Raw genomic sequence first — 22,208 nt, 5'->3', positions numbered from 1 at the left:
CTCGAACCTTGATTAACGGAGCCAGAACCCGTCGTCCTGCCAATTGAACGATAGCCCAGCAAGTTGTGAGAGGTGTAACTATGGGACTGACCAGACTTTGTCAACGGAAAAATAAATATTCTTCGTAAAAAACGTTCAAAACAAATTATTAGACTGATAACTCTAATTTCTAAGTATAATTTTATGGTATCAGCATGCTATACTACTGCAACGAAGGTAATATACTCTTCACCAACCATATCTCAACTTTCCCATACGATTAAGTGATAAAAACCTAAGCAAGCCATCTTGAAAAGAGATAAAAGCTAACCCAATTAAGGTAGCAAGGATTACCATGAAAACAACACATACACTTCAAGATGTCCTCGTACGATTTGGAAAAACCGTTGATCAACAACCTCTCACGATACAAAACGAAGGGTATAGCACCCTCACTGTCTGCGATAAGGTAACAGTGCGCCTTGTTTTTGACGACTCTAACGGCATAATCCAACTCATCTCACCAATTTCTCCGGATAATCCAGAAATCTATGCAGACCTTCTCGAGCTTAACATGTTCAGAGAACAATTAGCTGGTGCCAGATTTATATTGCTACGTGAAAGTGGAAAACTCGCATTACAAAAACACATAGTAATAAACAACACTACAGTACATGAATTTGAAGTACTCTTTGAAGAATTTATTAGTATCGCACTAAAATGGTATGAAACCTTCTCTGATCAAAACAAGTTATCTGAAGAAGAGTCCGATTCTGTATCTACTTTAGTTATGGATGACATTTTTAATAGAGCATAACAACAATGTAACAACTATGTTTAGCACCACATCTAACTTTCTTCTTCTCCTTATTACAAATCTAAAACGCTTCTCTTTTAAATACTAACATTGCAGTATCTAAAATTGTTAGTATCTTTTTTTCACATCATACATCATTAGTTTATTTTTATTACTCCCCAAAAGATTGTATTACATCCGATTGATGATAAAAAAACATCACAAGACAACTCGGACATTAAAAAAAACGATAAACTTTCGTCAGTTACTGCCGATAATTCTCGAGTAAAACAGTCTATTGTTGCTAGCTGTTTTTTTTCTTGCAAAATGAACCTTACCAAGATGTTTGTGACAAAAACATAGCGTCGTAGAAAAAAATATTACTATAATATTTTATTTACATACTCTTTTTTGCCACGGAACCACACCATCTTGTAAGACTTCATTGTCTAGTTGTCGGATAGACAACCTTCACAATCTCTTACCTCCTACAGTAAGAGATATAATTTTTCGGGGTAATTTCATGTCGATAAAGAAGCTTCTACTATTAGGGTTCAGTGCGGCTATTGGGCTGTCGCTACTGATTGGGGTCATGGGGTACAACTCTGCGCAAAAATCTACTGCGCAAATAGAAGAGCTTGTTAACTATGACATGGCATTTCGTGAGCAAGCGTTAGAGCTAAAAAACGCCTTACTTATGCACCGCCGATTTGAAAAAGATATTTTCCTAAACATCGGCAATCCACAAAAACAACAAAAATACCTACAAAAACTACATCGCGTAAGTGATGAAACTCGCAAACAAATTACAACACTTACCAAACTCTCTTCCGGCGTTGTCGAACTCTCTCTTCAACAACGCACGCTCATCAAAACATTCTCTTCTTCCTATGCTCAATACATTAACGGCGTTCACAAAGTTGCTGATAAAGCAATAGGAGCTAACATCTCTGCCGTTGATGCAAATAAGCTTATGATTCCGTACAAAGCGCCTATCCACGAAATGGAAGAATCACTGAACACTTTAGGTTCTCTCAGCCACAAGATACTCATCGATGAAGGCAAAGAATCACTCTCTGTAATGCAGCAGTCTGAAAACATGATCATTATAGCATGCATTGTTGCCATAGCCCTTGGGTTAGCTATAGCCTTTTTCGTCTTCCGATCTATTAACAAGCCACTCGAAGAATTGACATTTTTTGCTAACAAAATCGCTGATGGCGATTTGAACGCAAAGAACTCCTCCTCTTTCTCTGGTGAAATCCTTGTTCTCTATACAGCCATTGACCGTATGGTTCATGAACTCAAAGAAAAACTCGGGTTTGCACAAGGCGTTTTAAATGCAATTCCAACGCCATGTGGCATTGTTGGGTCAGATTTCAATATGCGCTGGCTCAACCAACAACTGTGTACTTTGCTGGAAAAACCGGGAAAGCCTGACGACTACATTGGCGTTCGATCAGGTGAACTCTACTGGGATGATAAAAATAGAGCGACACTTTCCGATCAGGCCATTAAAGAAGGAAAACCAAGACACGTAACCTGTGAGCGCTCTCTGGCTTCTGGGAAAACTTTAGTGATTGATGCCACAACAACACCTGTGTACGACCTAGATGACAATATTCTCGGTTCCGTGTCCTTCTGGTACGACCTGACCGAACTGAATCACCAACAAAAAGTAATCGAAGAACAAAATCATCGTATCAGCCGTGCTGCTCAGGAAGCGAGCTCAATTGCAGAACAGGTTGCACATGAAGCAGGGCAGCTTGAATCACAAATCAACCAAACAACACAAGGCGCTTCAATTCAGAGTGAACGGATCAGTGAAACAGCCACCGCTGTCGAACAAATGAATGCAACAACTCTTGAAGTTGCCAGCAACGCGGCAAGAGCTGCAGAAGAAGCCGACCTTGCTCAGTCTACCGCATCTGATGGAGCAAATTTAGTTCGCAATGTTGTAAAGTCCACTGAAGAAGTACAGCAATACGCCGAGGAAATGCGCGGAACAATTTCAGAACTTGGCACACAGGCCGACTCCATTGGTAATATCATTAACGTTATTAATGATATCGCAGATCAAACGAATCTGCTTGCTCTTAACGCTGCAATTGAAGCAGCTCGTGCAGGAGAAGCTGGACGAGGTTTTGCTGTAGTCGCTGATGAAGTAAGAAAGCTTGCAGAAAAAACTATGCAAGCAACAAATGAAGTGGAAAGCGTCGTTAATGGAATCCAGCAAAGCTCTCGCTCCACCCTTACCCAAATGGAACGAGTAGCAAATCACATTGAGCAAAATACTGAATTGACCATGGACGCTGGAACTGCACTTGAACAGATTGTTGAAGCCGGCACGCAGACTGCTGATAGGGTTCGCTCTATTGCCACAGCATCAGAAGAACAATCAGCAGCATCGGAGCAAATCGCCCGTGCTTCTGATGAGGTTAATACTCTAACTCAAGAAGCAGCTCAGGGAATGATCGAAGCCGCAAATGCAGTCACAGCGCTCGCTGCACTGTCACATAAACTTGATGCAGTTATGCGCGAAATCCAACAATAATTACTGGCCGTAGATACATCACTGCCTGCATACAGTAGCAATGGATCATTCCATTGCTATAATAACAAAAGTTAGAGCGGCACCTTTTAACTATAAACAGAAGACCTCTAAGCATGATGCTCAGAGGTCTTTTTTTTACAAGCAACGTAGAAGTGACATAGTAAATTCCCATTTATTAGTTCTTCAATGTTCTTGGAATGTTAGTTGTAACATTTTTCACAACCAATACCTTGAAGCTCTTTCCATCCATAAAAACTATTTGTAATTGTTGAATAAAAAGCATAACAACTAACCGCAATTTACTTTTCCGACTACATCGGTACGGAATAACCGACCCAATGCAGCGGGCACTGCATGAATAAGATGTAGTCAGATTTTGCGTATATCAGCCAAGATATACGCACGGCACAAAATCTATTTTCTTTTGATTCATAAGGAGTTGCTTTGATGGCAGAGAAAGCTAAAAGCCAACCTGCGTACCTTACTGATATCCAGACCATGGTTCATGGGGAAGACGTTTCCATGGAAGGAATCACATACAAGGTTAACGCACCAAAAGACATTGATCCTGCAGATATTTTTTTCGTACAAGTAAATCAGGATGACTGTCAGGCATGTGGCGAGTGTGAATCCTACTGTCCTACCGGAGCTATTCAGGAAGTAACCGAAGATGGCGAACACGCCGTTATCGATCCTGTGGCATGCGTTAACTGTGGCCAGTGTCTTGCAAACTGTCCATTCGGGGCAATTCATGAAGAGGTCTCCTTTGTGGGAGAGCTCCTTGAAAAGCTTAAAGATCCTGAAACTATTGTTGTTTCTATGCCAGCTCCAGCCGTACGCTATGCTCTTGGTGAATGTTTTGGCGGCTCCACAGGCACATATTCAGGTGGGAAAATGCACGCGGCTCTACGCCGTCTCGGTTTCGATCACATATGGGATACTGAGTTTGCAGCTGACGTAACAATCATGGAAGAAGGCACTGAGCTTATTGAACGCGTAAAGCACGGCAAAAAGCCACTTCCTCAGTTTACCTCCTGTTGTCCGGGATGGGTTAAATTTGCAGAAACTTTCTATCCGGACTTAAATGAACACCTTTCTACATGCCGTTCTCCTATCGGCATGCTTGGCTCTCTCGCAAAAACCTACGGTTCTCAGGAAACAGGCGTTCTTTCTAAAAAGATCTACACTGTTTCCATCATGCCTTGTATCGCAAAGAAATTTGAGGGACTGCGTCCTGAACTACAGTCCAGTGGATTTAAAGATATTGATGCTACAATCAACACCCGCGAACTGGCATGGCTCATCAAAGAAGCGGGCATCGACTTTAATGCCCTTCCAGATGAAGAAGCTGATCCTGCATTAGGCATGTCCACAGGTGCAGGCACCATCTTTGGAACTTCTGGCGGTGTTATGGAAGCAGCACTTCGTCTTGCATATGAAGAACTTTCCGGTGAAAAACTTGCTGATCCAGACATCAAAATGGTGCGCGCAAATAACGGCTTGAAAACAGCTGATATTCCGGTGCCGAATTTCGGTACGGTTAAAGTTGCTGTTGTCAGCGGATTAGAACAAGCCGCAGAATTGTGTGAACAAGTACGTGAAGGCAAATCCCCATACCACTTCATTGAAGTTATGACTTGTCCGGGCGGTTGCGTTAACGGTGGCGGTCAACCGTTGGAACCAGGTATTCTTGAAGCTTCTCTTTTCAAGTCTACCATCGCTAAAATTAACCGTCGCTTCACCAAACGCAAAATCGCTTAACGGGGGAAAGCATGAAGAAAAAAAGCATCGGCACAATCAGTCGTCGCGGTTTCATCAAACTTGCCGGTATCACATGTGGGTACGCTGTTCTCGGATTAAATGTAGCTAAAGAAGCAACCGCTGCCACACTGGAATTCATCGGTATACGTCAGGCTTCTGTCTACAATGCAGACAAAAACATCTACAAGCTACGTAAATCCCAAGATAACCCGATGATTAAAAAATTATACTCTCCTAAAGACGGCTTTCTTAAAGAAGGCCCTTGCAGCCATAAGTCTGAGACACTCCTGCATACACACTTTGCAGACCGCAGTGCGCGACTGGCAGCCTTAAAAGAAAAAGGCGTTGAACTGTCTTTGTAAGGTACACTTACTAAACAACCAAGAAGGCACCTCTGTAAAATACAGGGGTGCCTGTTCTCCATGAAACTTTCCGTACAAAACAGCAAACGGGACCCGTATGCGGCATGACACCTCAGAGCTCACAAATTTTATAGATGAACAAGCAATAAACAATACTCTGGCACTGGCTGCCAAACCGGAACGCGCCAACGTTCTGGATATCCTGAATAAAGCTCGTCTGGCTAAAGGGCTTACGCTTGAAGAAACGGCAACATTGCTTCAAGTTACAGATCCTGAACTTGATGAAAAACTTTTTGAAACAGCTCGCCATGTAAAAAAAGCAATCTACGGTAACAGGCTTGTACTATTTGCTCCAATGTACATCACAAACGAGTGCGGCAACAGTTGCTTGTATTGCGGCTTCAATGTAACCAATAAAGATCTTACACGCCGAACTCTCTCACATGAAGAGATCAAAAGTGATGTCATAGCACTTGAAGAACAAGGACATAAAAGACTTCTTCTTGTGTATGGTGAGCATCCAAAGCTTGATGCTGATTGGATTGCAGAAACTGTCCAGACTGTTTACGACACAGTTTCTGAAAAAAGTGGTGAAATTCGACGCGCCAACGTCAATTGTGCACCACTTTCTGTAGAGGGATTCCGAAAATTACAGGAAGTAGGTATTGGAACCTACCAATGTTTTCAGGAAACCTATCATCAAAAAACATACAGCTCAGTTCACACCGGCGGAGTAAAAAAAGATTTCCTGTGGCGTCTGCACGCACTGCACAGGGCAATGGAAGCTGGAATTGAAGATGTCGGTATGGGAGCGCTGTTCGGTTTATACGATTATAAATTCGAACTGCTGGCGCTGCTAACCCATGCACAGGAATTGGAAAAAGCATTCGGCGTAGGGCCGCATACAATTTCTTTCCCACGGCTTGAACCTGCGCTTAACGCAGAGATGGCGTACAATCCGCCATGCCCGATTGATGATACGACCTTCAAACGAATAGTTGCCATCCTGCGCCTTGCCGTGCCATACACGGGTTTGATCCTGAGTACCCGCGAATCAGCAACGTTACGCCGAGAATTACTTGATATCGGTGTATCGCAAATTAGTGCCGGTTCGCGCACCTATCCTGGCGCGTATAGTGATCCTGAATACGACCGTCCGGAAGTGCAACAATTTTGCATTAGTGACAACCGCAGTTTAGACGAAGTTATCCGAGACATTGTAGATGCCGGATATCTTCCTTCGTGGTGCACAGCATGCTATCGCCTTGGCAGAACTGGCGAGCACTTCATGGATTTGGCGAAAAAAGGATTTATTCAGCAATATTGTCTGCCGAATTCACTCTTTACCTTCCAGGAATATTTAGAGGACTACGCTTCAGAATCCACCAGAAAAGCAGGTAAACACTGCATCACCAACGAGGTGGAAAACTGTCCCGAGGACAGACGTTCTGTTGTCGAGTCCCGCCTAAAGCGCATTGAACAGGGAGAACGTGACCTCTACCTGTAGCTGATTCTACTGCCGTCATCCAACGTAAAGCACGGCACGTTATTGCTCTACGTACGCAGTATTTCAGTCACATGCTTTCGCCGTCACCTTACTCTTAAGGTGACGGCAATCCTAGCAGCGCGCAACTGCTATTCTTTAAGGAAGTTTTGTACATGTCTTTAACACGTAATGAGATTATTGAAGTTTTGAAAAGCCCTGTCGCTTATGAAGGCACATCCTTCAGCGACGCTGACAACTCCCTGTTTACAGCTGCAACAGCTACTGCTCGAGCGTTGTTCAATAACACCGTGTATCAACGGGGAGTCATTGAGTTTTCATCGCACTGCAGAAAAAATTGTCACTATTGCGGATTACGTAATAGCAACACCGATCTTCTGCGATATAGGCTGACCCATGATGAAATTATGCAAGCTGTAGAAATTGCAGCAGGAATGGGGATGGGCACAATTGTCCTGCAAGCCGGAGAAGATGAAGACGTTAACCCTCATTTTATCTACACAATTGTCCGCGCCATCAAAGAGAAATACAATCTGGCAGTTACACTTTCTCTTGGCGATCATCCGGACGATGTCTACAGGCTATGGCGCGACAGCGGTGCTGACAGATACCTCCTCAAGATAGAAACAACAGACACAGATCTGCACAGCCTCTATCGACCGGGGCAACATCTTTATGACAGGCTGAACCGCATTGAATCGCTACAAAGGCTGGGATATGAAACCGGCTCGGGAATAATTGTCGGGTTACCGGGGATGACAGAGGAAACTCTGACTGATGATTTACTGCTCCTCAGAACCATGGGATTGGATATGATAGCCTGCGGGCCGTTTATCCCTCACCCCCAGACGCCGTTACGACACGCTGCTCAAGGTACACTCGTGGAAAGCCTTCGCGTTACTGCTCTACTTCGTCTGCTCAATCCTGCTACAAATATTCCCGCGACAAGCGCTTTGGACTCTCTGCGCTCTGTCCGCAATAATGATGGTCGTATTCATGCTCTCAATGCTGGTGCAAACGTCATTATGCCTTCCATCACTCCTGATGAAGTCCGAAGCCAATACTCAATTTACCCCGGTAAAAATGATCCTGCTTTAACTCAAAATTCCGCCGTTAAACTGCTCCAATCTAAAGTCCAGCAAGCAGGTTTTACCCTCAGTTCTCAAGCTGGCTCCAGTATGCGACGCACATTCCGAGCTCAACCGGCTATTTAGTATGAATACAACAACTGCTCCAAGAGGCGTACGCCTCATTATTACACTCACCGGTCGTCGTAATGCCGGTAAGTCTTCTCTTATTAATGCATTAGTCGATCAGGAAGTGGCTATTGTTTCCGGTCATCCGGGAACCACCACCGACCCTGTCGGTAAACATTACGAACTGCATCCTATCGGCCCTGTAACTTTTTTTGATACAGCAGGGCTTGATGACTACGGAACCGTTGGCCTGCAACGTATGGCTGCAACACGCAAAGTGCTGCGTCGTACTGATATTGCTATGCTTGTTGTTACAGAACAGGGCATGCAGCAGGAAGAAAAACGTCTGCTTAAAGAACTTTCTGACATGAATCTTCCTGTCATTGTTGTCTTTAACAAAACCGATATCACAACGCCGTCTCAAGAAGATCTGGAGGCTTGTTCCGGTCATTCCATCGTTACTGTATCTGCTACAACAGGTGAAAATATCGAAGAACTTAAGCGCTTTATCATTGCAACTGCACCGAAAGAAATGATCGAAGATCCTCTTCTTGTCAGTGATATGGTTAAGCCGAAACAGACAGTTCTTCTTGTTGCACCTATTGACGGAGCCGCTCCCAAAGGGCGTCTTATTCTTCCACAAGTTCAAGTTTTACGGGATGTTCTGGACGCTAACGCCCTTGCATTAACCGTTAAAGAAACAGAACTTGAAGCTGCGCTCAGTGCGTTGAAAGAACCGCCGGCTCTGGTTGTGACAGATTCTCAGGTTATTCATCAGGTTGCTGAAATTGTGCCGGACTCAGTTCCGCTCACAACATTTTCCACCATTTTTGCAAGATATAAAGGCGACTTACCAAAACTTGTTCATGGTGCTTCTTCCATTGATGACCTTGAAGACGGCGACACTGTGCTGATGTACGAATCGTGTTCGCACCATGCGGTAGATGATGATATCGGTCGGGTAAAAATTCCGAACTGGATTAAAAAATACACAGGAAAAGACCTTACATTCGAACTGTTTGCAGGCCATGATCTTCCTGAACATCTTGAAAAATACAGCCTCGCTATTATGTGCGGCGGCTGCATGTCCAACAGGTCTGAAATGATGCGCCGCATCCGTGACCTGAACGCGCACAATGTTCCGGCAACCAACTATGGTGTTGCTATCTCAAAGGTTCAGGGTGTGCTTGATCGGGTAATTCAACCGTTGGGCATGTAAAAAACGCCCATAAAATCCCCTGTGATGTTTCTGCTTCACAGGGGATTTTCTTTTGTGCAAATTATGCTCTTTTTGATCATGATGCTGTCTGCATTTATTTGCATAAGACATCGTTTATGCCGCATCGCATCCTCATTTTTCCTTTTCCTACGCTTTTTTTCTGAATTGTTACGCAAAATGAATTGTGTACTGAGTTCCTCGTCTTTTCATCTCATCGTTTTTTAGCTTTTTTATGCCGAATGTGATATGTTCTGCCAAACTTCAACACAGCTGGAGAGTATTGCTCATTTTTTTGACGCAATACAACAGTTAGTGGTTTACCTAACTAATCGAACATCCTGCAAAGAGGAGCATTCATGAAAAAGGCGACTCTTATTAATTCGGAAGTGTCCTACGTCATCGCAAAACTGGGTCATTTTGATGCAGTGACAATTTGTGATGCCGGTTTACCCGTTCCTAAAAACGTTCAACGCATCGACCTTGCCCTGTCCGAAGGCATCCCTTCGTTTATGGACACCCTTGCTGCGGTCATTTCTGAAATGGAAATTGAATCCGTAGAACTTGCCGAAGAGTTCCCTAAAATCAGCCCTGCCCTGCACGCCACAACTACAGAATATCTTTCTATGATTGCAGCACAGCGTGAAAAAGAAATTTCGATCTCATACGTTCCTCACACAGAATATAAAGCCAACACGCAAAAAAGCGTTGCCATTATCCGCACTGGTGAGTTTACTCCTTATGCAAATATCACACTGAAATCCGGTGTTGTTTTTTAACGGAGCGAACATGGGTAACGAGCTGCTGAAACTGGAAGGAATCGAGAAAAGCTTCCCGGGGGTCAAAGCGCTGGACGGTGTTAATCTCACCGTTACAGCAGGACGTGTTATGGCTCTTGTGGGTGAAAACGGTGCAGGGAAATCGACCCTCATGAAAGTACTTACCGGAATCTACAAGCGTGATGCCGGAACCATGACCTACCTAGGGAAAAAAGTGACATTCAAAGGCCCTGCTCAATCTCAAAAAGCAGGAATTTCCATCATCCATCAAGAACTCAATCTCCTGCCCGAACTTTCCATTGCCGAGAACATCTTTCTTGGCAGAGAACAAGTGGGATCACTGGGGAATATTCTCTGGAACCGCATGTATACGGAAGCAGATAATTTGCTTAAGCGACTCGGTATTTCCCGTTCATCCAAGACACGACTTGGTGAATTAGGGATAGGCGAACAACAGATGGTCGAAATTGCCAAAGCCCTTTCGTTTGAATCCCGTGTCATTATTATGGATGAACCGACTGATGCCCTCACTGATACCGAAACGCAGGCATTGTTCACCGTTATCAATGAACTGCGTGATGCAGATTACGGCGTTGTCTACATCTCCCACAGACTGAAAGAAATTTTTGATATCTGTGATGACGTTACCATCCTTCGCGACGGCAAATTTATCGCAGAAATGCCTGTGGCGGAACTTACTGAAGAGACCATGATTGAACTGATGGTCGGACGCAAACTGGAGGAGCAGTATCCACGGATCGCTGTTGCCAAGGGTAATGTGCAACTTAAGACCGACAACCTGAGTGCCGACGGTGTGAACGAAGTATGTCTGGAAGTTTGTGAGGGCGAAATTGTCGGCGTTGCCGGATTAATGGGTGCCGGACGAACAGAGCTTATGAAGGCTATTTTCGGAGCCAACCCAGTTACTGGCGGATGCATTATTATTAACGGGAAAAAAGTTCACATCAGTACGCCGAAGGATGCACTTGAAGCCGGCATTGCCTTTATCAGTGAAGACCGTAAAGCCGACGGTCTGATTCTCGGACTTTCTGTCAAAGAAAACATGACATTGGCTGCACTCAAACATTTCAGTCATGCAGCCGGTCAAGTGTACCATGCTAAAGAACGGGATGCGGTGAACCAGTACATTGAAACGTTCAACATCAAAACTCCAAGCAGAAAACAGGCTGTAGGGAATCTCTCCGGCGGGAATCAGCAAAAAGTAGCCATTGCCAAGGGACTCATGACTCGCCCTAAAGTTCTGATTCTGGATGAACCGACACGCGGCGTTGATGTCGGGGCGAAAAAAGAAATTTACCAGCTTATTAACACATTCAAAAAGGAAGGCATGAGCATCATTCTTGTTTCTTCCGACATGCCGGAGATTCTGGGCATGAGTGATCGAATCGTTGTTATGCATGAAGGTCGCATCAGTGGCGAATTTACTGCTGCCGAAGCTGATCAGGAAACAATTATGGCCTGCGCTGTAGGCAAGACGCGTTAGGATGACACACCTATGACAATCCAGAAAAAATCTCTCTCCACCCGGCTGATTGAGCAGAAAACCCTTATCGCACTTCTTGCGATGATTCTTGTGGTATCACTGTTAAATCCCAACTTCTTTACCACCGGAAACATCCTGAATATTTTGCGGCAGACTGCGGTTAATGCTGTTATCGCCGTGGGCATGACCATGGTTATTCTGACCGCGGGAATCGACTTATCAGTCGGTTCAATCCTTGCTCTATGCGGTGCAATAGGTGCTTCGCTTATTGCCGCAGAACTGCCTGTTGCTGTGGCTGTGGGGACGTCTCTTGCCGCCGGTGCCATTGTGGGCGGCGTTACCGGCATCATTATCGCAAAAGGCAAGGTACAAGCCTTTATTGCCACCCTTGTTGCCATGACACTGGTACGCGGCCTGACGCTGGTCTACACAGACGGACGCCCTATCTCTACCGGCTTTACCGATGTGGCAGACAGCTTTGCGGTCATAGGTACCGGCTATCTCTTCGGTGTGCCTGTTCCGGTATGGATTATGGCTGTCACCTTTCTTGGTGCCTGGTACTTACTGAATCATACGCGGCTCGGACGGTACATATACGCCCTCGGAGGGAACGAAACAGCCACACGTCTGTCAGGCATCAACGTCGACCGCATTAAAATTTATGTCTACGCCATCTCCGGTGTTCTTTCAGCCCTTGCCGGACTCATTGTCACATCCCGCCTCTCCTCTGCCCAGCCTACTGCGGGTGCAGGATACGAACTGGATGCCATTGCGGCTGTTGTTCTCGGCGGCACCAGTCTTATGGGTGGTAAAGGGACAATTATCGGCACGCTGCTCGGAGCACTGATTATCGGGTTCCTTAACAATGCTTTAAACCTGCTTGATGTTTCATCCTACTACCAGATGATTGCCAAAGCTCTGGTTATTCTTCTGGCGGTGTTGATTGATACAAAAAGCAAATAAGATCCTCATTTCAAGGAGAAGTTACAATGAAAAGACTGTTGGGTTTAACTGCGACGTTGGTACTTACATTGGCTCTTTGTATTCCTGCTCAGGCAAAGGACACCATTGCACTGGTTGTATCCACGCTGAACAACCCGTTCTTTGTGTCCCTTAAAGACGGTGCAGTTGATAAGGCTAAAGAAATGGGACTGGAGCTGATTGTGCTCGATTCCCAGAATGACCCGAGCAAAGAACTTGCGAATGCTGAAGACCTTACTGTCCGAGGGGTAAAAGCTATTCTCATTAATCCGACTGATTCTGACGCTGTTTCCAATGCTATCCGTATGATTAACGGCGCGAACATTCCTGTCATCACTCTCGACCGCGGCGCAACACGCGGCAAGGTAGCCAGCCACATTGCTTCTGACAACGTTGCCGGCGGTAAAATGGCAGGCGATTACATGGCTTCGCTGCTGGGCAAAGGCGCAAAAGTTATTCAGCTTGAAGGCCTTGCAGGTACATCCGCTGCCCGTGATCGCGGTGCCGGATTTGCTGAAGCTGTTAAAGCAAACGATTTCAAAGTCCTTGCCAGTCAGCCGGCAGATTTTGACCGCACCAAGGGGCTGAACGTTATGGAAAACCTGCTTGCAGCTCAGCCGGAAGTTCAAGGCGTATTTGCCCAGAATGATGAGATGGCTCTCGGCGCTGTACAGGCTGTGAAGGCCGCAGGGAAAAAAGTAGTTATCATCGGTTTTGACGGAACCAAAGACGGCATCGCAGCAGTAAAACGCGGTGACATGGCTGCAACAATCGCGCAGCAGCCTGCTCTTATCGGCGCGCTTGGTGTTGAAACCGCTGCAAAAATTCTGAAAGGTGAAAAAGTAGAAGCAAACATTCCTGTTCCGCTTCAAGTTATTAAGTAGGCTGCTCATTTCCGGCGGCGGGCTGTTTTGCATTACCTCGCTGGCAAGAAGTCTGTCCGCCGGAAATCAGATACGGAGAGCATATGGCACACAAAAAACTTATTGTTCTCGGCAGTGTTAATGCCGACCATATTTTGCAGGTTGAAGCGTTTCCACGTCCGGGGGAAACCGTATCCGGTCACGGATACAAAGTTGTTTCCGGCGGCAAAGGAGCAAATCAGGCTGTTGCTGCGGGAAGATTAGGCGCTGATATTTCTCTTATTGCCTGCGTCGGTGATGATGCGTTCGGCAAAAAAAGCATCACCTCCTTTGAGGTAGACGGTATTCATACCGACGGCGTCACGATGATGCCGGACACTCCCACCGGAGTTGCTATCATTTATGTAAACGCTGAAGGCGAAAACACCATCGGTATTTCTCCTGAAGCAAACGCACGGTTGTTACCGGAAATAGTAGAGCCGCATCTTGGCCTGCTTGAAGAAGCAGATGCCCTACTGATGCAGTTGGAAACCCCGCTTATTACCATTGAATTAATGGCAAAAATTGCGCATCTTGCCGGAAAAAGAGTCATTTTGAATCCGGCTCCTGCCCACCCGCTTCCAGATTCTTTGTTGGCGCATGTCACCATGATTACACCGAACGAAACCGAAACAGAAGTGCTTACCGGTATTGCGGTAAACACAGAAGAAGATGCCCGCAAAGCTGCTGCTGTGTTCCATGAAAAAGGCGTAGAGCAAGTTGTTATTACTCTCGGCAGCAAAGGAGCCTTTATCAGCGACAGTTCAGGCATGCGAATTCTTGAAGGGTTCGTAGTTCGCCCGATCGATACAACTGCTGCCGGTGATGTATTTAACGGTGCTCTTGTTACGGCATTACTGGAGGGGAAAGAAATGGATGACGCTGTCCGCTTTGCTCACGGTGCAGCAGCAATCGCGGTAACGCGGTTAGGAGCGCAGCCCTCCATACCCACCAGAAAAGAAGTGGATCAATTTTTGAAAAAAGAATGATGTTTTGCAATACATCTGCGAGTATTACAGCAATTTCTTATGTAATTGCTATTTTACTGTCAGCGTTATGCATCAAAAAACTGTGCCTCATACAGTAACCACGGGCACAGTTTTTCTTTTTATGAACTACGCAATTGCCATATTCTTTCCTGCGCTATCACGTTGAAATAAATAGTAGTCAATATTCTTCCAGACGGCTTGCCAACGACGAAACTGTATGACAAAATCCGGCATATTTTGGTGTGAATAAAATGACCCTAACTCAAGCAGAGACTCTATGACCCGAGTATCAAATACCTTACGCACATTCCTGCTCTCCGCTGTGGCACTTTGCCTGCTGTGTGCAACCCTGCCTGCTCCTGCTTATGCTTCATCACAGGAAATGCGCCTTACATCTTTTCGTCTTTCTGAAACCGACGGCGCTCTGCTGCTCAACTTCGGTGTCGGCGTTACGCAACTTGATCAACTTCGTGTTCTGCTTACCGAAGGTGTTCAGGTTGAACTGACCTGCCGTGTGGATTTATCCCGACCGCGTTCGTACTGGTTCAGAAAAAACCTTGCTGAAACAACCCTGAACAGTCGCCTGTATTACGACACACTGACTAAAGATTTTTACATTACCATGCCGGACAACAAAGCTCCGCACAGGAACAAGAGTCTGCGCAAGCTGCTTGAAGGTACATGGAAAACCATGTCTATGCCTGTAGGCAGCACAACGCTTATGACCTCCGGTAATGACTACCGAGTGACACTGAATGTTGAGATGGTTAATACGGATATTCCGGAATGGCTTACGAAATCCTTCTTTTTCTGGTCATGGGATCCGGCTCCTCCGATTCAATACTCAACGGACTTTACGTACTGATAGTACGCAGGATTTTTTATGACCCCTAATGATCAGGGCACGATTATAGTAAACGCAATTGATGCTCACGAAAAAAAACGACGGAAACGCGAGCTGGTAGTCGCTGCTGTCATTTTTCTCGTTATCATCACCCTTACATGGATTGAGCTTAAGTACCTTGGTGTAGACTCGTACTTATTTCTTGCCCTGTTTAACTTAAACTTTATCCTCGTATTACTTATCCTGTTCATTGTTCTGCGTAACGGGATCAAGCTGATTCTTGAACGACGACGTAAAGTACTCGGTTCTCATCTGCGTACTCGCCTTGTTCTTGTCTTCATGTGTCTTTCGCTGATTCCTACAGCACTCATGTTTTTTATCAGCACCCAGTTTGTGCAGACCTCCGTGGATTACTGGTTTAAAAATCAGGTTGAAACGTCCATGGAAACCGCCCTTGATATCGGACAAACGTTCTATGCCGATTCTCTGAACGATCTTGAACACTTCAGCAAGAACATCATCGGCCAGATCCGCAAACGCAAATTTGCGTGGGGCGGTAAAGGCATGGACAGCTTCCTTGAAGAAAAACGTTCCGAATACAACCTGACAGTTGTCGGCGTAATGACGCCCAAGCGTACTGAGCAGAACTGGCACGGAGAAAAAAACATTGAGAAGGTTTGGGATGAAACCAAGAGCCGCATTAACTGGGGCAACCTTGAAAAAAATCCCCGCTTCTGGTCTCTCATCTGGCCTGGTGGTGCGTCTGACTATGCTGTAGGCGTTATGCCGGTTGATGAAGGCAAGACCGGTTATCTCGTGCTCGTGCGCAGTATCGGCAAGGATACCATGTTCAAGCTTGACCGCATTGTTCGCGGTCTTGATGAATACAAAAAGCTGCGTACCCTCAAGCGTCCGCTCAAAATTACGCTCTACTTCATTCTGGGCGTTGTGACCCTGCTTATTATTCTCGGTGCCATGTGGTTCGGCTTCCGACTTGCAAAAGAGCTTGTCGAACCTATTCTTGCGCTTGGAAAAGCGACTGAACGAATTTCCAAAGGCGACCTTTCTGTTCGTCTTGAAGACAGATCAACCGATGAACTGGGTGTTCTTGTAGGCTCCTTTAACCGCATGGCGGAAGATTTAGAGCAAAGCCGTAACAGCATTACTGATGCAAACACCAAACTTGAGAAGCAGAATCTCGAAAAAGAGCAACGTAACCGATACATTGAGGCTGTTCTTGATAACACGGCTGCGGGCGTGGTTTCGGTCGATTCTCTCGGCCAGATTTCTACTATCAACAAAGCTGCCGCCAGCATGTTCGGTGTTTCCGCACAATCTCTTATTGGCTGGAATGTACGCACACTTCTGCGCTCACGTGTTGAAGGTGAGCTGGTTGGAGAGCTGGTTACACATTTCCAGACCACCCCTGAATCACCTTGGAAGCGTGAAGTAGCTGTAAACATCGGCGGCAGAGAACTTAAGCTGTTACTCAGTGCCATCGGTCTGCCTGCTCACGACACCAACCAGTTCGGTTTTGTTGCAGTGATTGAAGATATTACTGAACTGGAAAAAATGCAGCGCATGGCTGCGTGGCGTGAAGTTGCCCGACGAATTGCACACGAAATCAAAAACCCGCTCACTCCGATCAAGCTTTCCGCACAGCGCTTGCAACGTAAATACGGCAAGCAGATTGATGAACCTGCGTTCAGCCAGTGCACAAACTTGATTGTTAAGGAAGTTGAAGAGTTACAGAACATGGTTCAGGAATTCTCTGCATTTGCAAAATTACCTGAAGTTATGCTTGCTCCGGGTGAAATTGATCCGTTGCTGCAGGAACTGGTTACGCTGTACAAAAACTCGCACAGTACCATCAGCTGGAACTACCAGCGTATGAACGATATTCCTACAATCCAGATGGACAGCTCTGCTCTGAAACGTGTGTTCATGAACATCATGTCCAACGCTGCTGAGATTCTGACAGGAAAAGACAATGCCACGGTAACCGTGACACTGGAATACAAACAAAGTCTCGGGCTTGTGCGTATTGATGTGGAAGACAATGGTCCGGGGCTGACTCAGGAAGAGCGTTCCCGTCTGTTTGAGCCATATTTCTCCCACAAAAAGGGCGGCACCGGACTGGGCTTGACCATCGTAAAATCTATCATCAGTGATCATCGGGGCTACGTGCGGGCGAACACTCCTGAACATGGAGGAACCATTGTCACAGTAGAGCTTCCTGTGGTATAACAATAGCGCACTAAATATAAAAAATGTTCCAACCCCAGAACAAGAGGGAGCCTGAAACTATGCGTGCTGTACTTCTTGGTGGTTCGGGTTTTATAGGTCGGGCGCTCACCAGCCGACTGCTTGAAAATGATGTTCACGTTGTCGTTACCTCGCGTAATCCGGAACATGGCCGCTTCCTTATTCCGGAAGGGCATTCTTTCCATGTGGATTTTGCGTTATGGGACGGGAAAAATCCTGAACAGCTGGCTACCCATTTAAAAGGTGCCGACGTTGTCATCAACCTTGTCGGTTCTAATATTGCCGCCGGACGCTGGACGGATGAACGCAAAGCCGACATACGTGATTCGCGTATTGTGGCAGGCACTGCCATGTGCAAGGCTATGGACATGGTTGAAGAAAAGCCGCGGGTTGTTATCCAAAGCTCTGCAATCGGTTTTTACGGTTCGCACCCTACATCCCCTGAAGAGAGTCATGTGACTGAAGACAGTCCGGCCGGTCAGGGGTTTCTTGCCTCTGTATGCAGAGAATGGGAAGCTTCCACAAGTTGTATGGATGTTACCGGAACCAGACGCGTTATCATTCGCACCGGAATGGTGCTCGGACACGGCGGTGCGCTGGACAAATTTCTTACGCCATTCCGCATGGGAGTCGGCGGTCCGCTTGGCAGCGGCAAGCAGGTGATGTCATGGATCCATATTCAGGATCAGGTGGATGCAATTATCCACATCATCAACACACCTACATGCACCGGAGAATTCAACCTTACGTCACCGTATCCTGAAACAATGGATGCTTTTTGCAATACGTTAGGAAAAGTACTTAACAAGCCTTCATGGCTTCGGGTTCCGGCTCCTGTTTTACGTATGGCACTTGGTGAAATGGCTGAAGAACTCATTCTGCAAGGCCAACGCGTACTGCCGGAAAAACTGCTGGAATCCGGATACTGCTTCTCGTATCCTTCTCTTGAAGATGCTCTGAACAATCTACTTCGCCCTTAGGCTGTTTATTTTCTATTCTGTTTAATCACCCCATGGAGCTGCTATGCCTCAGTCCAAGGCTCGTATATTAATTATTGATGATGAGGAAGGAATCCGCTTTTCGCTGCGCGGCATTCTAGAAGACGAAGACTACAGTGTTGAAGAGGCAGAAAGCGGCGAGCTTGGACTCAAAGCCGTTAAAGAACTTTCACCTGACCTCGTATTTCTTGATATTTGGCTCCCCGGTATGGACGGCATGGAAGTGCTGACCCAGATAAAACAGCACGACAAATCCTTGCCGGTTATCATGATTTCCGGTCACGGAAATATTGAGACTGCTGTTAACGCCATCAAATATGGTGCACATGACTTCATTGAAAAGCCGTTATCTCTTGAAAAGGTTGTGATTGCTGCGGACAAGGCGCTGGAGTTTCAAAATCTTCGCAAAGAGAACCTTGCGCTTAAATCACGCATCCGCACTGAACAGACCGTGGAAATCACAGGTGAATCTGCTCCTGTTGTTGAGTTACGCGAACAGATTGAACGGGTTGCGCCGACTGATGCATGGGTATTGATTACCGGTGAAAACGGAACCGGCAAAGAAATTGCCGCACGCTCTATTCATGCTCATTCACGCAGGGTAGACAACCCTCTTGTGGCGGTAAACTGCGCGGCTATTCCTGAAGAGTTGATCGAATCCGAATTATTCGGTCATGAAAAAGGGGCGTTTACCGGAGCAGACCAGCCAAAGACCGGTAAGTTTGAAATGGCAAACAACGGCACATTGTTCCTTGATGAAATCGGGGACATGAGCATGAAAACGCAAGCAAAGATTCTGCGTATTCTTCAGGAGCAGTCATTTGAACGTGTTGGCGGCAACAAAACCATCAAGGTTAATGTGCGTGTGATTGCTGCGACAAACAAGACGCTTGAAGATGAGATCCGCGAAGGCAATTTCAGAGAAGACTTGTATTACCGCTTACGCGTATTCCCTATCTACGTTCCGCCGCTTCGTGAGCGTGGTTCTGACGTCATCCTGCTTATTGAAAATTTTGTGAACATGCTTGTGGCTGAACATGGATTCAAGCCGCTGACATTTGATGATGATGCCACTAAAGCCTTGTTGCAATATGCATGGCCAGGCAACGTGCGTGAGTTGAAAAACTTTGTTGAACGCATGCTGATTATGTACGGCGGAAAGACTATTACCGCCAAAATGCTGCCGCCTGAATTCTCTCAATTCATGCCGCAGCCTGTTTCCGGTTCTGAACAGCTTATCTCCGGTGGTTCTGTAGACTTTAAAGAAGCGCGGAATCATTTTGAAGCTGCTTTTCTTGAAGCCAAGCTTAAAGAGTTTGACGGGAACATTACCAGACTTGCTGAAGCCATCGGCTTAGAGCGCAGCTATCTGTATCGTAAGCTCCGTTCATACAACATCCAGTCAGAATAAGAGACAGCACATAGAGGCTCTCTAAACGCTGTTTTATGCGTTCAGCGTCTGCATCACATTGCAAACAAAAAAGGGTGAAGTCCTAGGACTCCACCCTTTTTCATTTTCCTTTCAACTGTACGCTACAAAAGCTCTTTCACAGGATAGATACGCTGCAATAATGTGGTTTTGTTTTTGGTAATACTTACCTGAAGTGCATACGCTTCGTTCATCAGCATCGCTTCGGGTACCGCAAAGGTTGTTACGATACGTTTGAACCGGTTAATGCTGAAATCCATATCTTTCTCGTTGGCATCAATCGAAACAACCTTGCCTTCTTTTGTAATGAAAGAAAGAGCAATGGAACCGCGAATGTTGCCCTTGGCATTTTTGTTGTCCAACTTCAGAGACAAACGCAAGTTGCCGCCTGTCGCCTTTTGCAGTTTCAGGTTGGAAACTTCTACAAGGTCAGTATCAACAATTTTCAAAATGGAAGAAAGATCGATTGGTGGCGGCAATTCGGCAGATGCTGCCACGCTCATGGATGAAAACAATGCCTGTAATTCTTCAGGATCGTTCGATTGTAAAATTTGTTCTATATTTTCAAGGCGTTCAACATACACCTTGAGGTCGCGCAGTTCTTTTTGCACGCCATGCCGTTCATTCATTAAAGCAGTGTTCTTTTCCCACAGTGAAAAGCTGGTAAATATTCCGCATACAGCAACCAGCACTACGCAGAACAACACGACCAACAGCATCCTTAAGCTGGACGAACTCACCCTGTATCGTCGTACGTTCGTATCATCACGCATTATGAGGACACTATACTTTTCACTCATCTATCAGGATCTCCACTCTTCACTTACAATGACCCAATGGTCACCTTCAGGCAGCAAGACAAGTGTCTTCCGCCCTTGGTCTGTGTATCCGGTACTATCTCCATAGTATTGATTCATGCTTACTTCAAGCCCCCGACGGGACATAGACATCTTGATGTCAGAAAGCACAACTTCAACAGGTTTTTTTTGCTGCCACAGCTTTTTCTTGTGTGCTGCTATGGCATCAATACCCCGACGCGACCCCTGTACCGCATTGATCGCATACCTGCTGATGTACCCCTCCACTGAACCAGTCTTCCAATCAGTGACCCAATCATCAAGAAAGTTATGCACATTTGCTACCATAGCGTCAAGGTACGCCTGCTCCATGCCCAGACGCCTCTCTTTCCATTCCATACCGACAATGACAAATTCTCCGGCATCATTTTTTTGCCAATATAAACGCCGTACACCTTGTGTTACAAGGTTCGGAGCGCGATAGTACTGATCAAACCATGTTACCCAGTAGTCTGGTCCTTGAAGTACGTTGACCATATTTGTCCATGTGATAATCCATGGAAGTCTTGAAAAAAGACGCTCTTTATTTTTAGCAAATGCTGTAAATGACTCATTCATGCTTTTTGAATATGCCTCGGAAGAGAACATTTTCAAATATTCTGGAGAACGGTTCTGCCATGCAGTGAGCCATTGCTGTGTTTTTTCTTTCAATGCATTGAATTCTGCATTTGATTGAAAGTATGGTGCTACCTGTTCGGCCAAAATGACAGGAGTATTAATTGTTACTCGCTTATTGAGGTCAGCAATATCCGGATTGTTCATGGCAATGCACCCTTTTGTCTCTCTTGGAACAATAGGTGTGCCCCTGCCGTGAATCCAGATTCCGTGTCCGTCTTTTTCGCGGAGTTTATCTACGGGATTGGGATAATTGAGTGTATAGGCTTCTTTCCCGTACAACGAGTAATCAAGTCCGCTGGTGCGGCGGTTTTCGACAAAATAGATGCCTTCCGGAGTTTTTTTATCTCCTTCACGCTGCTTGTCGCCTTTAACCTGCCCTGAACTGCACGGAACCTGCTGAGAAGTCAGCTGTTCTGCTTTTTCCCCGAAAAAGCGGGCAGATTGCTTTGACTTATCAACCGTAACCAACATGGGAAGTTTTGTGGCTTCTTCGGCAACCACTGCCTGCCAACCGGCAAACGCAGGTACAGAAGCAGTGCAAACATGTAAACCGAGCAGAAAAAGTAACGAAAACAAGCGCATGAACATCCTTATTCCGGGAGAGCAAATCCCGCACGCAGAAACTGGTTTGAAGTCTAAAGCAATTGTAAATCCAATCTGACAAAGGACATGAG

The 22,208-nt window shown here is 45.8% G+C and carries 18 protein-coding genes; 16 read left to right on the top strand and 2 right to left on the bottom strand.

The annotated features are described in order from the left end of the window. The first annotated feature begins 334 nt into the window (after positions 1 to 334). The 16 genes from QZY95_RS05865 to QZY95_RS05790 all read left to right on the top strand — a co-directional run bounded on the left by QZY95_RS05865 (position 335) and on the right by QZY95_RS05790 (position 20,041). A complete protein-coding gene (locus QZY95_RS05865) occupies positions 335 to 796 on the top strand; it encodes a type III secretion system chaperone (RefSeq protein ID WP_290920524.1) in 462 nt (153 codons plus the stop codon). Between the two features lie 502 nt (positions 797 to 1,298). Then, positions 1,299 to 3,329 carry a methyl-accepting chemotaxis protein gene (locus tag QZY95_RS05860; protein WP_290920521.1) on the top strand — a complete coding sequence of 677 codons (2,031 nt, stop codon included), beginning with the start codon at positions 1,299 to 1,301 and terminating at the stop codon, positions 3,327 to 3,329. 447 nt (positions 3,330 to 3,776) lie between these two features. Then, positions 3,777 to 5,090: a [FeFe] hydrogenase, group A gene (locus tag QZY95_RS05855; RefSeq protein ID WP_290920518.1), complete on the top strand. Its 1,314-nt coding sequence runs from the start codon at positions 3,777 to 3,779 to the stop codon at positions 5,088 to 5,090. Between the two features lie 11 nt (positions 5,091 to 5,101). Continuing rightward, positions 5,102 to 5,452 carry an iron hydrogenase small subunit gene (locus QZY95_RS05850; RefSeq protein WP_290920515.1) on the top strand — a complete coding sequence of 117 codons (351 nt, stop codon included), beginning with the start codon at positions 5,102 to 5,104 and terminating at the stop codon, positions 5,450 to 5,452. Positions 5,453 to 5,549: 97 nt separating this feature from the next. Beyond that, positions 5,550 to 6,959 (top strand): [FeFe] hydrogenase H-cluster radical SAM maturase HydG, encoded by a 1,410-nt coding sequence (gene hydG / locus QZY95_RS05845; RefSeq protein ID WP_290920512.1) that lies wholly within the window; start codon positions 5,550 to 5,552, stop codon positions 6,957 to 6,959. 152 nt (positions 6,960 to 7,111) lie between these two features. Next, positions 7,112 to 8,170, top strand: coding sequence for a [FeFe] hydrogenase H-cluster radical SAM maturase HydE (hydE, locus tag QZY95_RS05840; RefSeq protein ID WP_290920509.1), 1,059 nt, complete (start codon positions 7,112 to 7,114; stop codon positions 8,168 to 8,170). Position 8,171: 1 nt separating this feature from the next. Further along, a complete protein-coding gene (gene hydF, locus QZY95_RS05835; protein WP_290920506.1) occupies positions 8,172 to 9,371 on the top strand; it encodes a [FeFe] hydrogenase H-cluster maturation GTPase HydF in 1,200 nt (399 codons plus the stop codon). Positions 9,372 to 9,727: 356 nt separating this feature from the next. Further along, positions 9,728 to 10,147: a D-ribose pyranase gene (gene rbsD / locus QZY95_RS05830; RefSeq protein ID WP_290920503.1), complete on the top strand. Its 420-nt coding sequence runs from the start codon at positions 9,728 to 9,730 to the stop codon at positions 10,145 to 10,147. A gap of 10 nt (positions 10,148 to 10,157) precedes the next feature. Continuing rightward, positions 10,158 to 11,651 (top strand): ribose ABC transporter ATP-binding protein RbsA, encoded by a 1,494-nt coding sequence (gene rbsA, locus QZY95_RS05825; RefSeq protein ID WP_290920500.1) that lies wholly within the window; start codon positions 10,158 to 10,160, stop codon positions 11,649 to 11,651. Positions 11,652 to 11,663: 12 nt separating this feature from the next. Next, complete coding sequence (gene rbsC, locus QZY95_RS05820) at positions 11,664 to 12,614, top strand: ribose ABC transporter permease (protein WP_290920497.1); 951 nt, start codon at positions 11,664 to 11,666, stop codon at positions 12,612 to 12,614. A gap of 26 nt (positions 12,615 to 12,640) precedes the next feature. After that, complete coding sequence (gene rbsB / locus QZY95_RS05815; RefSeq protein WP_290920494.1) at positions 12,641 to 13,516, top strand: ribose ABC transporter substrate-binding protein RbsB; 876 nt, start codon at positions 12,641 to 12,643, stop codon at positions 13,514 to 13,516. 83 nt (positions 13,517 to 13,599) lie between these two features. Next, positions 13,600 to 14,523 carry a ribokinase gene (gene rbsK / locus QZY95_RS05810; protein ID WP_290920490.1) on the top strand — a complete coding sequence of 308 codons (924 nt, stop codon included), beginning with the start codon at positions 13,600 to 13,602 and terminating at the stop codon, positions 14,521 to 14,523. A 277-nt stretch (positions 14,524 to 14,800) separates the two neighbouring features. Then, a complete protein-coding gene (locus QZY95_RS05805) occupies positions 14,801 to 15,388 on the top strand; it encodes a DUF4390 domain-containing protein (RefSeq protein ID WP_290920487.1) in 588 nt (195 codons plus the stop codon). An 18-nt stretch (positions 15,389 to 15,406) separates the two neighbouring features. Continuing rightward, positions 15,407 to 17,614, top strand: coding sequence for an ATP-binding protein (locus QZY95_RS05800; RefSeq protein ID WP_290920485.1), 2,208 nt, complete (start codon positions 15,407 to 15,409; stop codon positions 17,612 to 17,614). A gap of 59 nt (positions 17,615 to 17,673) precedes the next feature. Further along, complete coding sequence (locus tag QZY95_RS05795; protein ID WP_290920483.1) at positions 17,674 to 18,612, top strand: TIGR01777 family oxidoreductase; 939 nt, start codon at positions 17,674 to 17,676, stop codon at positions 18,610 to 18,612. Between the two features lie 43 nt (positions 18,613 to 18,655). Further along, the gene (locus QZY95_RS05790; RefSeq protein WP_290920480.1) at positions 18,656 to 20,041 is read left to right on the top strand and encodes a sigma-54 dependent transcriptional regulator; all 1,386 of its coding nucleotides are present in this window, start codon (positions 18,656 to 18,658) and stop codon (positions 20,039 to 20,041) included. Positions 20,042 to 20,163: 122 nt separating this feature from the next. Here the strand turns inward: QZY95_RS05790 and QZY95_RS05785 are convergent, their stop codons facing one another. Together QZY95_RS05785 and QZY95_RS05780 are read right to left on the bottom strand one after the other, a co-directional pair. Continuing rightward, a complete protein-coding gene (locus QZY95_RS05785; protein ID WP_290920477.1) occupies positions 20,164 to 20,859 on the bottom strand; it encodes a hypothetical protein in 696 nt (231 codons plus the stop codon). Positions 20,860 to 20,862: 3 nt separating this feature from the next. Then, positions 20,863 to 22,116 (bottom strand): L,D-transpeptidase family protein, encoded by a 1,254-nt coding sequence (locus QZY95_RS05780; protein ID WP_290920474.1) that lies wholly within the window; start codon positions 22,114 to 22,116, stop codon positions 20,863 to 20,865. Positions 22,117 to 22,208 lie beyond the last annotated feature (92 nt).

This window comes from Halodesulfovibrio sp., assembly GCF_015482765.1.
Taxonomy (GTDB): domain Bacteria; phylum Desulfobacterota; class Desulfovibrionia; order Desulfovibrionales; family Desulfovibrionaceae; genus Halodesulfovibrio.
The sequence above is the reverse complement of the archived record's forward strand: the minus strand, read 5'-3'. Positions and strand labels throughout refer to the sequence as shown.

Coding starts and splice junctions, on each gene's coding strand:
- hydE (WP_290920509.1), top strand. CDS start 7,112: ATGTCTTTAACACGTAATGAGATTATTGAAGTTTTGAAAAGCCCTGTC.
- QZY95_RS05800 (WP_290920485.1), top strand. CDS start 15,407: ATGACCCCTAATGATCAGGGCACGATTATAGTAAACGCAATTGATGCT.
- rbsC (WP_290920497.1), top strand. CDS start 11,664: ATGACAATCCAGAAAAAATCTCTCTCCACCCGGCTGATTGAGCAGAAA.
- QZY95_RS05860 (WP_290920521.1), top strand. CDS start 1,299: ATGTCGATAAAGAAGCTTCTACTATTAGGGTTCAGTGCGGCTATTGGG.
- hydG (WP_290920512.1), top strand. CDS start 5,550: ATGCGGCATGACACCTCAGAGCTCACAAATTTTATAGATGAACAAGCA.
- QZY95_RS05795 (WP_290920483.1), top strand. CDS start 17,674: ATGCGTGCTGTACTTCTTGGTGGTTCGGGTTTTATAGGTCGGGCGCTC.
- rbsB (WP_290920494.1), top strand. CDS start 12,641: ATGAAAAGACTGTTGGGTTTAACTGCGACGTTGGTACTTACATTGGCT.
- hydF (WP_290920506.1), top strand. CDS start 8,172: ATGAATACAACAACTGCTCCAAGAGGCGTACGCCTCATTATTACACTC.
- QZY95_RS05785 (WP_290920477.1), bottom strand. CDS start 20,859: ATGAGTGAAAAGTATAGTGTCCTCATAATGCGTGATGATACGAACGTA.
- rbsK (WP_290920490.1), top strand. CDS start 13,600: ATGGCACACAAAAAACTTATTGTTCTCGGCAGTGTTAATGCCGACCAT.
- rbsD (WP_290920503.1), top strand. CDS start 9,728: ATGAAAAAGGCGACTCTTATTAATTCGGAAGTGTCCTACGTCATCGCA.
- rbsA (WP_290920500.1), top strand. CDS start 10,158: ATGGGTAACGAGCTGCTGAAACTGGAAGGAATCGAGAAAAGCTTCCCG.
- QZY95_RS05855 (WP_290920518.1), top strand. CDS start 3,777: ATGGCAGAGAAAGCTAAAAGCCAACCTGCGTACCTTACTGATATCCAG.
- QZY95_RS05805 (WP_290920487.1), top strand. CDS start 14,801: ATGACCCGAGTATCAAATACCTTACGCACATTCCTGCTCTCCGCTGTG.
- QZY95_RS05850 (WP_290920515.1), top strand. CDS start 5,102: ATGAAGAAAAAAAGCATCGGCACAATCAGTCGTCGCGGTTTCATCAAA.
- QZY95_RS05790 (WP_290920480.1), top strand. CDS start 18,656: ATGCCTCAGTCCAAGGCTCGTATATTAATTATTGATGATGAGGAAGGA.
- QZY95_RS05865 (WP_290920524.1), top strand. CDS start 335: ATGAAAACAACACATACACTTCAAGATGTCCTCGTACGATTTGGAAAA.
- QZY95_RS05780 (WP_290920474.1), bottom strand. CDS start 22,116: ATGCGCTTGTTTTCGTTACTTTTTCTGCTCGGTTTACATGTTTGCACT.